This window comes from Rarobacter faecitabidus, assembly GCF_006716265.1.
GTDB lineage: Bacteria > Actinomycetota > Actinomycetes > Actinomycetales > Cellulomonadaceae > Rarobacter > Rarobacter faecitabidus.
Genome location: NZ_VFOS01000001.1, coordinates 1,619,275 through 1,632,852 on the forward strand (window position 1 = coordinate 1,619,275; position 13,578 = coordinate 1,632,852).

Consider the following 13,578-nt stretch of genomic DNA (forward strand, 5'->3'; position numbering starts at 1 on the left):
CTCCAGTTCACCTTCACGTCAACAAGATATGGAAATGTGAGCCCGTGACTTCGTCGACGCTTTCCGCCACCGATTCCGCCCAGCCGCAGCATGCGCCGGCCCGCGGTGCCCGGCCGCATGTACCGAGCCCCGTCGAATCCGCGCCCCAGCGTGCCACGCTCCCGCAGAACGCAGCTCAGGACTCGTCCTCAACAGCCCAGGAAGAGGCCGTATTCCCCCGGGTCACACCAGAGGGTTCCAGGCCCGCCAAGGAGAGTAACGCCGGAGAACTCGGCGCCGAGTCGATCTCGGCGTGGTTCGGCACCCATCAGGTCCTCGATCGCGTATCGCTGAGCATGCCCAAGGGCAAGGTCACGGCCCTGATCGGCCCGTCGGGCTGTGGTAAGTCGACGTTCCTGCGCATCCTCAACCGTATGCACGAGCTCGTGCCGAGCGCCGCGCTCGCCGGGGCCGTGCTGCTCGACGGCCAGGACATCTACGACCCGGCACTGCGCGTCACGCAGGCGAGGCGCGACATCGGCATGGTCTTCCAGAAACCGAACCCGTTTCCCGCGATGTCCATCCAGGACAACGTGATAGCCGGGCTCGCGCTGACCGGAACCAAGCGCAGCAAGGACGAGAAGGAGGAACTAGTCGAGACCTCGCTGCGCCGCGCCGGACTCTGGAACGAGGTCAAGGATCGCCTGCGCCAGCCAGGCGGCGGGCTATCGGGTGGGCAGCAGCAGCGGTTGTGCATTGCGCGCTCGCTTGCGATTCGCCCGCGGGTTCTTTTGATGGACGAGCCATGCTCCGCACTCGACCCCACGTCGACGCGGCGCATCGAGGAGACCATCACGGAGCTGACCGAGGACGTCACCGTGGTGATCGTCACGCACAACATGCAGCAGGCCGCCCGTGTGTCGGATCAGTGCGCTTTCTTCCTCGCCGAGGCGGGAACGCCGGGCGTTATCGTCGAGTGGGGCGACACCGACGCCATGTTCAACTCGCCGCAGGACTCGCGGACCAACGACTACGTCAACGGCCGCTTCGGCTGAGTCTCAGCGGATCTTGACCGTGAGCGTCCTGGTCGACTTCAGGACGGTACCGCGTCCGCGATACGTAATCGTGTACTTGCCGGTGCCCTTGGCCTGCTTGGCCAAGGTGATGCTGGCCTTGCCCTTCTTGAGGACGACGATCTTCAGAAGCTTCTTGCCGCGCGAGACCGTTACGTAGCCCTTTGCGGGCTTCTTCTTGGCCGTGACCTTCACCGCGAAGAAGACCTTACGCTTCGCCCCCTTGGCCTTGACCGTCAGTTTCGATGGCGTGCCGCCCTTTGCCTTGGAACCCTCCTGCGAATCCCACTGACCATTCAGGTTGAGATCGCAGTCATTCCCCTTGACGCAGAATCCGGCGGCTCGCATCTTGTTGTCGAGGTTGCTGTCCGGCTTGACGCGCCCCTTCCTCACGCCCAGGTAATCCGCCGGGAGCGTGTCGAAGAACGGTCCCCCGACGGCTACATCCGTCTTGAAAGCCAGGAGCAGGGACTTGTCAGATCCGATGGACATAGCGACGCCGATCGCGCCGCGATCCAGGTACTTGCCACCGGCCTTCGCCTTGGTTGCCGTCTTAGGGCGAGCGACGATCGTGAGTTGCCGGGTCGCATTCGAGGTCAGCGTGCCCGCCGGAAGTGTGCAGCGGACGCCGTTGCTGCTGTCCGCGTAGCTCTTGCCCGCGACGCAGCTCGCCCCGGGCAGGCTGGCCGATACGATCTTCGCTCCGCGCGCCGCACTCACGAAGATCACTGCCGCGAGCGGAAGCGTGTCTGCGCCCTTGTTGTACACCGGGACGCGCCACGTCGTCGTCCCGTTCGCGCCGATGACCAGATCGGCGGTGGGCTTGTCCTGCACGCTGGGAATGCCGAATCCGACTGAGGTGCGGGAGATGACCCACGACCAGCGCATCGAGAAGACGCGGTCGCCCGTCGCCGAGGGCACATAACTCCCCGATTCCGTGACGCGCCCGCCGAACGTCACTTGAAATCCGGTAACGTTGCCAGTCAACTTCTCCAAGCTCGGGCCGTTGTAGCTGCCGACCTTCACCTTGACCGACTCGCCGGGTGAGATCGTCGTTGGGATGTACAGCCTACCGTCGCCTTCACCCGTGCCCATGCAGTCCTGCTCGACCAGTACTACCTGTGGCGTGTCCGGATCATCGAAGACGCACGTCACGTCCCCGATCCCGAGCCACGGCTGATCAAGCGGTCGGTCCGTCATCGTGGCTACGAAGGACGGATTGACGATCGCGGTTGCGCTCGTGTTCGTCAGCGTGAAGATGCGCTCCATCTCCGTGCCGTAGCCGGGGTTGTGCGTCTCGTTGACGCTCGACGCCACCGGATGGCCAGCACCATCGGTCACCGTGATCGCCGGTTCGGCCTGGTTACGCAGCTCGCCGCTTCTCGGCTCGAAGCCGAGTCCCGCGTCACACGCGAGCATGCCGGCGGTTTCGGACGAGGGGGCCGGAGCCCCGGACCATCGCGCAAAAACGTTCGTCCAGATCGGACTCACGTTCGATGCGCCGACGGACACGTAGCCCGTAGAGACCGCTACACCGAAGTCGGTCGGGTTGGGCGACAGGATGTTCTTGCAGTGCCCAACGCTGTGCAACCATCCATCGACGACCGATCTCGCGGTTGTCTGGCCCGCCGCGATGTTCTCCGCCACGAAGGACCAGTTGTACCCGGCCGCGGCGACGCGATCCGGCGGCGTGGGCAGCGAGCCTGCGCCGGTCTCGAGATGGTCGAAGACGTGCGTGCCCGCCATCCAGGCATTGTGCACCCGCGCGGCCTCGTCCAGCATCGCAAAGGGGGTGAGGTCCGGCAGGTCCCACGCCAGGCGCTCATTGTTCAGCAGGCATCGGACCGCACTCAACGCGTCGTCTTTGTCCTGCTCCGAGGAACTGGCGGTGATTTTCAGCGTGGTGTTGTAGCAGGCAACCTCCGACGTGACCCGGGAACCGGCCGTGATCCCGGGCTCGATGGCCGAAGTCCATGCGTCTGCGAAGCGAGTAGCGGCCGTGGCCGGGGTTATCGAAATGGCCGAGTACGCCACGGCAACGACAACGGCGAGTACCACAGCCGTGCTGACCGCGTGGTTCGCCGGGCGGCGCTGTTTCCCCGCCGCTGGTTCGCGGAAGCGCGCGGCAAAGTGGCGCAGCGACTGGCCCTGGGTTCGCTCCGACGACATGCTGAAGACCTCCGAGTCAAGAGCCCCTGACGCAACGGGCGCAACGGGGATATGTCCCTATTGTCACCCGGGGAGGTTGCGTGAAATCCCCAGAGTCGACCCCAGGGTTAATGCTGGGCGTGACGCTGGGGGGTGACTCGGTACGCCTCGCCGAATCGGGTGCAGGGATTGCGTTCATTCGCAAGAGGTCGACGCGAGCGGCATACGCACCAGAGACCCGCAATCGATGGTCGATCGGCTGCCGATCTGGCTATTCGATCGGAGAGGCCTGCGCTGCGGCACCCCGGCTCGCGTCGGCGATGGCGCGCTGCGAAGCGATCACTGCATCCTCGATCTTGCTCTCGCCTGCCTCAAGCGCGCGCAGATTGCGCGCGCGCAGCGCCCTTCCCGCCTTGTCGGCCTGCACGATGGAAGCGCACTGAGACTTCACGGAATCGATGACCGCCCAGATTGTCTCCTCCGTGATGATGGGCGCCTGTGCCGCATTGGCCACGGCCTCGATCGACGATGCCGCCTCACTGAACGCACCCTGGATGAGCTTGTTGGTGCCGTCCTGCACGGCCACGCCCAGCTCTGCCCCCTCCTTCGCGAAGGCCGCCTGCTGCCATAGCGCGAGCGACTGCCGGGCTGACGGCAGACCCATCGTCCGGAAGGCCGCGAGGCGACGACGGAGCGCGAACGTGGTGACGACGAGGTTGCGTGTGGCGGGTGCGTGCGCGAAGCCGAGGAAGAACTGCGAACGCCAGTCGGACCAGGTCTTCTCAGTCTCGGAGAGCACGAAGGAGAGGTTCGCGTGGATCTCACGCAACTCACTGGTCGCGATCGTCTCGCCGTTGTACTCGACCGAATCTGCCCCCGCGGCCTCCGCGGCGCGCAGGGTGGCATCGGCAGCGTCGAAGTCCGCGCGCAGCACCTCGATAACCTGCTCGAGCGCTGCGAGCACCGCCACCACGTCATCCATGTGGGCAAGGGTCTGCTTGTGCAGCAGTTGCCCGCGCGCGATGTTGTCGGCCAGTGCCGTTTCCATCTCCTGCAGCTTTACCTCGGCGAGATCGATCTTCGCGACGAGGGGCTTGGACTCGCGCACCATCGTCTTGAGCGTGTATTTGCCCTTCTTGAACCAGCTCTTGATCGACTCGACTGCGCTCTCCAATTTGACGGAGCGCCACTTCTTCTCGAAGCCGTCCATCTCCCGGAGCATGTCGTTGACGATCACGTCTGCCTCGGGCACTTTGATATCGCGCTGCGCCTCCAGCAACTGAGTTGAGGCATCGTTCATCTTGCGCATGATCGGGGCGCCAAAGCTGACGATCTGGTTCACGTCGGCAACGAACTTCTTCGCGAGACCCGGTGCGCCCTTCTCGAGATCGGCGCGCTGTTTCTCGGTGAGCAGGCTGCGGAACTTGAACGCCGCTTCGGCGGGGCGCGATACGTCCACATCGGTACCGGCCACGTCCGCGATCGCGGTCTCTAGCGGACTCCCCTGCACCTCGGCGCTCTGAGTATCGGCGGGCTCCATCAGTGTCGTGAAATCCACCGCTATGGTTTCCGTGGACATCGCTTTCCTCCTTGGTAAGTGGGCCTTGCTTGCCGGTCGACGTTGCTTGATTTTCCCAGCGGGTCAGTTCGTATCGCGATCGTTGTAGACGTCCGAGAGTTTGGCTTCGTCGACGTTCTTGATGAGCGAATCGAGCGCCACCTGAAACTCGAGGTCGCGCGATTCGTTGACCTGCCTGATGTTCTCCACCGCCTGCCGGTCGACGGAGCCCACCGCGCGCTGCACCTCTGTCAGGCGCGCGTCGGGGTTGCTCCAGTATTGCGGATTGGCCCGGACGTCGCCGTAGTAATCGTCATCCAGCGCCTTGAGCAGCTTTCCCAGCGTGTCCTTGTACTGCGACTGGAGCAGGCGGATCTGCTGGTCGGTGCCGCGCCTGCGTACTCGCACGAAGAGCTCCGCGACGTGGCCCTGCAGACCCGCCAGCAGCGGGCCGAGGTCCGGCAGTGCGGTGGCACGGTCCCCGAGCCGTTTGATCGAATCCTGCACGAACTCGCCGTCCTCGCCGTCGAGTGCCTCGCTCAGCTCCTTGTCCAGCCGGCGCGCGGAGATTCGCCGGCCCTCGGTCCTGTTCCGCTTCCGCCTGAGTACACCGGCCACGAAGCCAGCCGCAGCACCGGCGAGCACGACGACGCCGATTATCCCGAACAGGATCCCACCGGCTGATGAGCCATCATCGGCGGCGTTGGACGGCTGCCCGCGATCGAGCGTCGATGCCACCGCGGCGACCGCCATTCCGCCGTCCGCCTGACCCTGGGAGTACAGCGAAGCGGTGATGGCATCGGCGTCCTGGCCCGAGTCGACGACGAAGCGGTCCGTCGCCCGGTCCTCGATGACGATGACGGTGTCGTCCCCCGTGGCCTTGCGGACGCCGCTCGCTATGGTGTTCGTGGGGATGCTCTGCGCGGCATCCGGCTGCGGGATCACGATCACCCGCACCCCGGACGGGAGAACCCCCTGCAATTCGGTGGGGTTCGCAATCGAGGCGCCGTCGTACAGGCACACCGGCTGGTCACCGCACGCCTGAACGATCTGGTCTACCTCGGACACCCGTGTCTCCTCGAATTCGCGTAGAACCTATAGCCGGCAGAAGCCGACTGCTAGAAATTATTCATGACCGACTGGAACGTCTCGGTGATCTTCGTCGGATCGGTCGCGTCGAAGACTTGACCGCCGGAAGCACGTGCCAGATTCTCGAGGGATTCGACATCCGCGGACGACGAGTAGGCGATGGCGAAGATGCGCACCGATTTGTCGTTGCCGCCTTCCTTCTGGTCCGCGTTGATCTTCTGGATCAGCGAGTCGAGCTGGATGCGCGAGTCCGTGTCCTCACCGTCGGAGAGAACCACGATCGCATTGATGCGACCCGTCTCAGCATGTTGCTTCATGTAGTCGTACGCGGTCGCGATCGCGTCGTAGAGCGGCGTGCCACCGCGCTGGGCGTTGGCCAGATCCTGAATGTCAGAGCGCATAGCCTCTTTGTCGCCGCCGAGAACGCTGAACGGCCGGACGACGGCGATTCCCTCGGCTTGCGTGCCGTCGATCTCCGAGGTCAGGCCCGTGGTGAAGGCCCACACCCCGATCTCGTCCGTGGAACGAACCTCGCCGAGAGTGGTGGTGGAACCCGCTATCGCACCGTCGAGACGCGTCTTGCCGCCGTCGATGACCTCGTCCATGGAGCCGGAGACGTCGATGAGCTGCAGGATCGCTGAGGGCTTGCGGATCTGCGTCCACTGGTCGATGGCCGCCGAGACGACCTCGGGTGCCGGTTGCGGCAGCGTCGTCTTCGGCTGCGCGGGGTCGATTCCAACAATGCCGTTCAGAGTCGTGCTCACATCGACGCTGGCATCGAGTGGCCGGAAGCCGTACTCGGGGAGTACCTGCTGGGCATCTTTCGTGTGCAGGAACTCGACGAATGCAGTGGCCGCAGTCTTCTGCTCGGGCGTCACCCAGTCCGCGTTCAGCACGACCGCAGGGTTGTCGCTCCACATCGAGCCCTCGCTCGGGTAGATGGCCACCAGCTTCTCATCGGGCGGTGTGAGCGTCTCTCCGGGTTGCACCGTGTGCGAGTCGGGGTTGCCGATGTTGTAGTTGTAGAGCGAGGTCTCCTCCAGCGTGATCGCGCTGACGTATGAGGAGCCGCCGCCCGTCGTCTTGTCGGCGAGGTTCTGCAGCACCTTGCCGGTGGTGTCTCCGTAGTGAATCGCGCCCGATTCGAAAACGCGGGAGAACTCCTCGGCCGCGCCGACGTCCGCGGTGGTGAGGTCCTGCGTCTTGCCCGAGGCCGCGTACGCCTGCATCAGCAGCGTCGAGAGCCCAGTGGTCGAGCTGTTGGGGTTGGTCTTGGCGATCTTGAACGATCCCCACAGCGACTTGCCCACGGAACCCCAGCCGTCCGGATTCTCGATGAGTTCGTGGATCTGGGCGATGCCGATGTCCTTGGCGGGATATCCGAGTGCCTTCGCCATGGATTCGGGCATGCCGAACACGACCGGGGTCTTGGCGAAGCTCTCGGCTCCCGCGACGACCTTCTCGCCGGCGATGGAGGCCACTCGTTCGGTCCACACCGTCGATGCGGGTGACCACACCGAAGGCGCGGTGTCGTTTCCGAGCGCCCACTCCGTCGTCGAGTCGGAGAGGTACTTGGCGGCCTTTCCCGACGCAACGTTCACGGGATACACCGTCGCGCATTCGCTCAGACTTGAGTACTCGGGAGACTTCTTGAAGAGCTCACCGAGATCCTCCATCAGGTTTACTTTCTCCGAGGAGGTTGCCACGATAACCGGCGTGCAGCCATCGTCCGCAACGATGGTATCGGTATCCGGGGTATCGTTTTCGCCCGAGCAACCAGCGAGCGTGGTCGCCACAACGCCCAATGCGACCGCCGCTGCCATGACCCTAAAGCGGAATGCTCCGTTCGACACTTTCGGTGGTCCTTTCCCGTTGCGGAACCCGGCTTGCATGCAATCACTATCGGCGGGCCGAGCGGTATCACGCCTAGCGGCGAACCCTCACCGGCAGCACCTGCCGGGCATCCGCACCGATGCGTATTAGTCTATGTCAAGCCGGGTCGAGCGCGGTCGAATCGCTATTCCGCGCGGTGGCGCCCATCGGCGGAGACGAACCACGAAGATGCGGCTGCGCCTGGGGGTCCGAGCGGCGAGAGGAACTCAGAAGAGGCGTGAATCGGCGTCGTCCACGCCGCGCATCGCATCGTAGTCGAGCACCACGCAGCGAATGCCGCGATCCTCGGCCAGGACGCGGGCCTGCGGTTTGATCTCCTGTGCCGCGAAGACGCCTCGCACCGGTCGCAGTAGCGGATCGCGATTGAGCAGTTCGAGGTAGCGCGTCAGTTGCTCGACTCCATCGATCTCGCCTCGTCGCTTGATCTCGACGGCCACGGAGCCACCGGCCGAGTCGCGGGCGAGGATGTCAACCGGTCCGATCGCCGTCGGGTACTCACGCCTAACCAGAGTGTGCCCGTTACCGAGTAGGGCGATCTGCTCGGCGAGCAACTCCTGGAGGTGCGCCTCGACACCGTCCTTGACGAGTCCTGGATCGTGTCCGAGTTCCTGCTGCACATCCGAGAAGACCTCGACGACCTCGATCTCAAGGCGGTCGTCCGTCTTCTGATTCTGCACGGTCCATAACTCGGTCACGCCCCGTTCGCGCGCCCCCTCGTCAGGCTCGGACACCGCCAGCTGGCATGGCGCCATCATCCAGTTGAGCGGCTTATAGGAGCCACCGTCGTTGTGGATCAGCACCGACCCGTCGGCCTTGATCATCAACACCCTGGTAGCCGGAGGGAGATAGGCGACGAGGCGCCCCGAGTATCGCACCGCGCAGTGCGCGATAACCAATCGCATGTTTCCCCTAATCCCTCAGTAAACGACCGCGGTAGCCTGCGGCGGCGCCGACTCGTACCACGACGCCAGGCCCGCATACGCCCGTTGCGACATCAGGAGTTCGAACTTCCGTCCGGCGCAGACGAGCACCACGATCACCAGTTCCTCGCCACCGGACGAACGCTGCTTTCGACGAGATAGGATCTCCAGATCGCCGCGAGGCCAGCGCCGCGAGGCGAACGGAATCAGGTAGCGCGCCCCGTACCAGTCGACGCGCTGCGACTGGGTGCGCAGGATGCCCAGGCGCCATTTGGCGCCCTCGCGAGCCGGGCGCCAGGACGCGATGAGCGACCCTGGCCGGCGAGCGAGCCAGCGGAAACGCAGAACGGTAGCCAGTGCGACCACGAAGGCCACGCCGGCTACCGTTCCAACTGGGATGAGAATGTCGCCTACCACCTGCTGAGCTACTGGTTCGTCAGTTGCGAGTCGTGGTCAGTTCTGCGTCTTCGGCGACAACCGTCACCTGGTCGTCATCCACAGAGAGGAAGCCGCCTGACACCGTGACGGAGACGCGCGCGCCGCCGTCCAGCGGAGTGATCCGCACCTCGCCCTGCCGCATCACGGACAACAGCGGGGTGTGGCCTGCGAGCAGGCCGATCTCACCATCCGCGGCGGGCGCGACGACCATCTTCGCCTCCCCCTGCCACAGCGTGCTGGTGCTCGAGACAACATTCACCTTGAGATTGGCCACGAAAGAATTCCTCACTTGTCGGTCCAACTGACTACCGCTGGGCGGTCGATCAGACTCCGTAGTCCTTCTGGATACGGGCCCAGTTGCGCTCGAGGTCCTCGAGGCCACCGATGTTGTAGAACGCCTGCTCCGAGATGTGGTCGAACTCGCCGTCCGCGATCTTGGTGAAGGCCTCGATGGTCTCGCTCAACGGCACCGTCGAACCCGGCACGTTGGTGAACTGCTCGGCCATGTAGGTGTTCTGCGACAAGAACTGCTGGATGCGACGAGCGCGACCCACGACGGTCTTGTCCTCTTCGGAAAGCTCGTCGACACCGAGGATCGCGATGATGTCCTGCAGTTCCTTGTTGCGCTGCAGGATCTGCTTGACGCGGGTCGCGGCGTCGTAGTGATCCTGACCGACGTAGCGGGGGTCGAGGATGCGCGAGGACGACGACAGCGGGTCGACGGCGGGGTACAGACCGCGCGAGGCGATCTCACGGCTGAGCTCGGTCGTCGCGTCGAGGTGCGCGAACGTCGTTGCCGGAGCCGGGTCGGTGTAGTCGTCCGCCGGCACGTAGATCGCCTGCAGCGAGGTGATCGAGTGGCCGCGGGTCGACGTGATGCGCTCCTGCAGCACGCCCATCTCGTCAGCCAGGTTCGGCTGATAGCCCACCGCGGACGGCATACGGCCGAGCAGCGTGGAGACCTCGGAGCCCGCCTGGGTGAAGCGGAAGATGTTGTCGATGAACAGCAGCACGTCCTGCCTCTGCACGTCGCGGAAGTACTCCGCCATCGTCAGGGCGGACAGCGCGACGCGAAGACGCGTGCCCGGCGGCTCGTCCATCTGCCCGAAGACAAGAGCCGTCTGCTTGATGACGCCCGAGTCGGTCATCTCCTCGATGAGGTCGTTGCCCTCACGGGTGCGCTCGCCGACACCGGCGAACACCGACACACCGTTGTGGTTGTTCGCCACACGGTAGATCATCTCCTGGATCAGAACGGTCTTGCCGACACCCGCACCACCGAAGAGGCCGATCTTTCCACCCTGGACGTACGGGGTGAGAAGGTCGATGACCTTGATGCCGGTCTCGAACATCTGAGTCTTGGACTCGAGCTGGTCGAATGCCGGGGGCTTGCGGTGGATCGGCCAGCGCTCGGTCACCTCGATGACCTCGCCGGGCTTGGCGTTGAGGACCTCGCCGGTCACATCGAAGACGTGGCCCTTGGTGACGTCGCCCACCGGCACCGAGATCGGTGCGCCCGTGTCGGTCACCTCGGAGCCGCGGACCAGGCCGTCGGTCGGCTTCAGCGCGACCGCGCGAACCAGGTTGTCACCGAGGTGCTGAGCGACCTCGAGCGTCAAGTTGAAGCTCGTCTCGCCCTCGCCCTGGTTCGACAGGTCGATCGGCACGGTGAGTGCGTTGTAGATGTCGGGAATCGCGCCCGAAGGGAATTCGATGTCGACGACGGGTCCGATAACACGGGCAACGCGGCCAGAAGCTGACGCCGCTGACGCTGCTGCCGGGTTCTCGACTGTGGTGGCGGTCATTCCTGGCCTCGCTCTTCTAGTCCTGAAACTGCGACGCCCGCGGCGACGCCTTCAATAATGATTCTTATCTTGGTGGTGATCACGTTCATCACGATGCCTTCAGTGCGTCGGCGCCAGAGACGATCTCGGAGATCTCCTGCGTGATCTCCGCCTGACGTGCCTGGTTGGCCAGCCGCGTGTAGGTGCGGATCAGATCCTCGGCATTGTCGGTCGCGGTGTGCATCGCACGCTGACGCGCAGCAAGCTCGGACGCGGCCGCCTGCAGGAGGATCGAGTGGATACGCGACTGAATGTAGCGCGGCAGCAGCGCGTCGAGGACGTCCTCGGGCGACGGCTCGAAGTCGTACAGCGGCAGCACATCCTCGCCGGCGGGGGCAACACCCTCGACGACCTCGAGCGGCAGCAGACGCAGGATGCGCGCCTGCTGCGTCACCATGTTGACGAACCGCGTGTACACGACGTGCAGTTCGGCGACGCCGCCCTGCTCTGCCGGTGCGAGGAATCGCGCGAGCAGTTCCTTCGAGATGTCCTCGGCGAGTCCGGGCGACGGGGCATCCGATTCGCCCGTCCAGTTCTTGACGAGTTCACGACCGCGGTACTGGAAGTATCCGACACCGCGGCGGCCGGCCACGTAGATGTCGACCTCGCGGCCTTCCGTTGTCAGCCGTTCGATGAGGCGCTCGCCCTCGCGCAGCACGTTCGCCGTGTAGGCCCCGGCCATACCGCGATCCGACGTCACGAGCAGCACGGCGACTCTGTTCGTGTCACTGCGCTGCGATGCGAGCGGGTGGTCGACGTGCGCATGCGTTGCGAGCGCCGACACTGCCTGCGTCAGGGCACGGGAGTACGGAACCGCAGCTTGGGCGCGGTCACGCGCCTTTCCGATGCGCGAGGCGGCGATCAGCTCCTGGGCCCGGAAGACCTTCTTCAGGGACTGAGTCGATTTGATCCGCGCGCGATAGATCCGCTGAGAACCGGCCACGATCAGGCCTTCTTCTGCTTGACGATCTGCTCGGGCTCAGATTCCAGCGCCTCTTCCTCCTGGGCGTCTTCGCCGGTGAGCGGCGAGCCGTCGAAGGTGAGGAAGCTCAGACGGAACTCATCGATGGCGGCGTCGAGCGCTGCCTCGGTCTCGTCCTCGAGCTTGCCCGTGGAGGCGATGGTCGAAAGAACCTCGGTGTTGCGGCGCAGGTGGTCCAGCAGCTGGCTCTCGAAACGACGAACGTCCTGCACCGGAACGTCGTCGATCTTGCCCTTCGTGCCAGCCCACACGGACACGACCTGGTCCTCGACCGGGTACGGCTGGTACTGACCCTGCTTGAGCAGTTCGAGGAGGCGCGATCCACGGTTCAGCTGTGCACGGGATGCGGCGTCGAGGTCCGATGCGAACATCGCGAACGCCTCGAGCGAGCGGAACTGGGCCAGATCGAGCTTGAGGGTACCGGAGACCTTCTTCATCGCCTTGATCTGCGCCGAACCGCCAACACGCGACACGGAGATACCGACATCGACAGCAGGACGCTGGTCGGCGTTGAACAGATCGGACTGGAGGAAGATCTGGCCGTCCGTGATCGAGATGACGTTGGTCGGAATGTAGGCCGAGACGTCGTTGGCCTTGGTCTCGATGATCGGCAGTCCGGTCATGGAACCGGCGCCCATCTCGTCCGACAGCTTGGCGCAACGCTCCAGCAGACGGGAGTGGAGGTAGAAGACGTCACCGGGGTATGCCTCGCGGCCCGGCGGACGGCGGAGCAGCAGCGACACAGCGCGGTAGGCCTCCGCCTGCTTCGACAGGTCGTCGAAGACGATCAGGACGTGCTTGCCCTCGTACATCCAGTGCTGACCGATGGCCGAGCCGGTGTAGGGAGCGACGTACTTGAAGCCGGCGGGGTCGGAGGCGGGAGCAGCGACGATGGTCGTGTACTCCAGCGCACCGGCGTCTTCGAGCGCGCCGCGCACCGCGGCGATCGTCGAGCCCTTCTGGCCGATCGCGACGTAGATGCAGCGAACCTGCTTGCTCGGGTCGCCCGACTCCCAGTTCGCCTTCTGGTTGATGATCGTGTCGATCGCGATGGCGGTCTTGCCGGTCTGGCGGTCGCCGATGATCAGCTGTCGCTGCCCGCGGCCGATCGGGATCATCGAGTCGATGGCCTTGATGCCGGTCTGCAGCGGCTCGTGCACGCTCTTGCGCTGCATGACGCCGGGAGCCTGGAGTTCGAGTGCGCGGCGTCCGACAGTCTCAATATCCCCGAGACCGTCGATGGGGGTACCGAGCGGGTCTACGACGCGACCGAGGTAGCCATCGCCTACGGCAACCGAAAGGACCTCCCCCGTACGGCGGACCTGCTGGCCCTCCTCGATGCCGGTGAACTCACCCAGGATCACCACACCGATCTCGCGGACGTCGAGGTTGAGGGCGAGGCCGAGGGTGCCGTCCTCGAAGCGCAGCAACTCGTTGGCCATCGCGCCGGGCAGTCCCTCGACCTGGGCGATGCCGTCCCCGGCGAGCGTGACGCGGCCAACCTCTTCGGTAACTGCGCCGGTGGGCTCATAGGACTTTACAAAGCTGTCCAGCGCTGCCCGGATCTCGTCGGGCCGGATCGTCAGCTCAGCCATTTTCTACTCCTGTCGTGACCGCTGGGCGGTCGCAATTTGATGCTTCACTTATGTGATGG

At 64.7% G+C, this 13,578-nt stretch carries 11 protein-coding genes; 1 reads left to right on the forward strand and 10 read right to left on the reverse strand.

Annotation, left to right across the window (positions count from 1 at the left end):
• Positions 1–284 precede the first annotated feature (284 nt).
• Positions 285–1,034 carry a phosphate ABC transporter ATP-binding protein PstB gene (pstB, locus tag FB461_RS07130; protein ID WP_142120885.1) on the forward strand — a complete coding sequence of 250 codons (750 nt, stop codon included), beginning with the start codon at positions 285–287 and terminating at the stop codon, positions 1,032–1,034.
• Between the two features lie 3 nt (positions 1,035–1,037).
• Here the strand turns inward: pstB and FB461_RS07135 are convergent, their stop codons facing one another.
• From FB461_RS07135 to atpA, 10 genes are all read right to left on the reverse strand, one after another.
• Positions 1,038–3,221, reverse strand: coding sequence for a CAP domain-containing protein (locus FB461_RS07135; protein ID WP_142120222.1), 2,184 nt, complete (start codon positions 3,219–3,221; stop codon positions 1,038–1,040).
• Positions 3,222–3,471: 250 nt separating this feature from the next.
• Positions 3,472–4,779, reverse strand: a complete 1,308-nt coding sequence (locus FB461_RS07140; protein WP_142120224.1) for a toxic anion resistance protein — start codon at positions 4,777–4,779, stop codon at positions 3,472–3,474.
• Between the two features lie 63 nt (positions 4,780–4,842).
• On the reverse strand, positions 4,843–5,826 hold the full coding sequence (locus tag FB461_RS07145) for a hypothetical protein (protein WP_142120226.1): 984 nt from the start codon (positions 5,824–5,826) through the stop codon (positions 4,843–4,845).
• 50 nt (positions 5,827–5,876) lie between these two features.
• Positions 5,877–7,700 (reverse strand): substrate-binding and vWA domain-containing protein, encoded by a 1,824-nt coding sequence (locus tag FB461_RS07150; protein WP_246046064.1) that lies wholly within the window; start codon positions 7,698–7,700, stop codon positions 5,877–5,879.
• Positions 7,701–7,946: 246 nt separating this feature from the next.
• The gene (nucS, locus tag FB461_RS07155; RefSeq protein WP_142120228.1) at positions 7,947–8,642 is read right to left on the reverse strand and encodes an endonuclease NucS; all 696 of its coding nucleotides are present in this window, start codon (positions 8,640–8,642) and stop codon (positions 7,947–7,949) included.
• A 15-nt stretch (positions 8,643–8,657) separates the two neighbouring features.
• Positions 8,658–9,035, reverse strand: a complete 378-nt coding sequence (locus tag FB461_RS07160) for a DUF2550 family protein (protein ID WP_170222646.1) — start codon at positions 9,033–9,035, stop codon at positions 8,658–8,660.
• 61 nt (positions 9,036–9,096) lie between these two features.
• Positions 9,097–9,372: a F0F1 ATP synthase subunit epsilon gene (locus FB461_RS07165; RefSeq protein WP_142120233.1), complete on the reverse strand. Its 276-nt coding sequence runs from the start codon at positions 9,370–9,372 to the stop codon at positions 9,097–9,099.
• A 49-nt stretch (positions 9,373–9,421) separates the two neighbouring features.
• The gene (atpD, locus tag FB461_RS07170; RefSeq protein WP_142120235.1) at positions 9,422–10,903 is read right to left on the reverse strand and encodes a F0F1 ATP synthase subunit beta; all 1,482 of its coding nucleotides are present in this window, start codon (positions 10,901–10,903) and stop codon (positions 9,422–9,424) included.
• Positions 10,904–10,991: 88 nt separating this feature from the next.
• A complete protein-coding gene (locus FB461_RS07175) occupies positions 10,992–11,885 on the reverse strand; it encodes a F0F1 ATP synthase subunit gamma (protein ID WP_142120237.1) in 894 nt (297 codons plus the stop codon).
• Between the two features lie 2 nt (positions 11,886–11,887).
• Entirely contained in the window at positions 11,888–13,519 is a 1,632-nt protein-coding gene (gene atpA / locus FB461_RS07180; protein WP_142120239.1) for a F0F1 ATP synthase subunit alpha, read from the reverse strand.
• Positions 13,520–13,578: the final 59 nt, after the last annotated feature.

Bases quoted from the DNA above. Each gene is read 5' to 3' on its own strand.
- FB461_RS07135 (WP_142120222.1), bottom strand. From the start codon at position 3,221: ATGTCGTCGGAGCGAACCCAGGGCCAGTCGCTGCGCCACTTTGCCGCG.
- FB461_RS07140 (WP_142120224.1), bottom strand. From the start codon at position 4,779: ATGTCCACGGAAACCATAGCGGTGGATTTCACGACACTGATGGAGCCC.
- nucS (WP_142120228.1), bottom strand. From the start codon at position 8,642: ATGCGATTGGTTATCGCGCACTGCGCGGTGCGATACTCGGGGCGCCTC.
- atpD (WP_142120235.1), bottom strand. From the start codon at position 10,903: ATGACCGCCACCACAGTCGAGAACCCGGCAGCAGCGTCAGCGGCGTCA.
- atpA (WP_142120239.1), bottom strand. From the start codon at position 13,519: ATGGCTGAGCTGACGATCCGGCCCGACGAGATCCGGGCAGCGCTGGAC.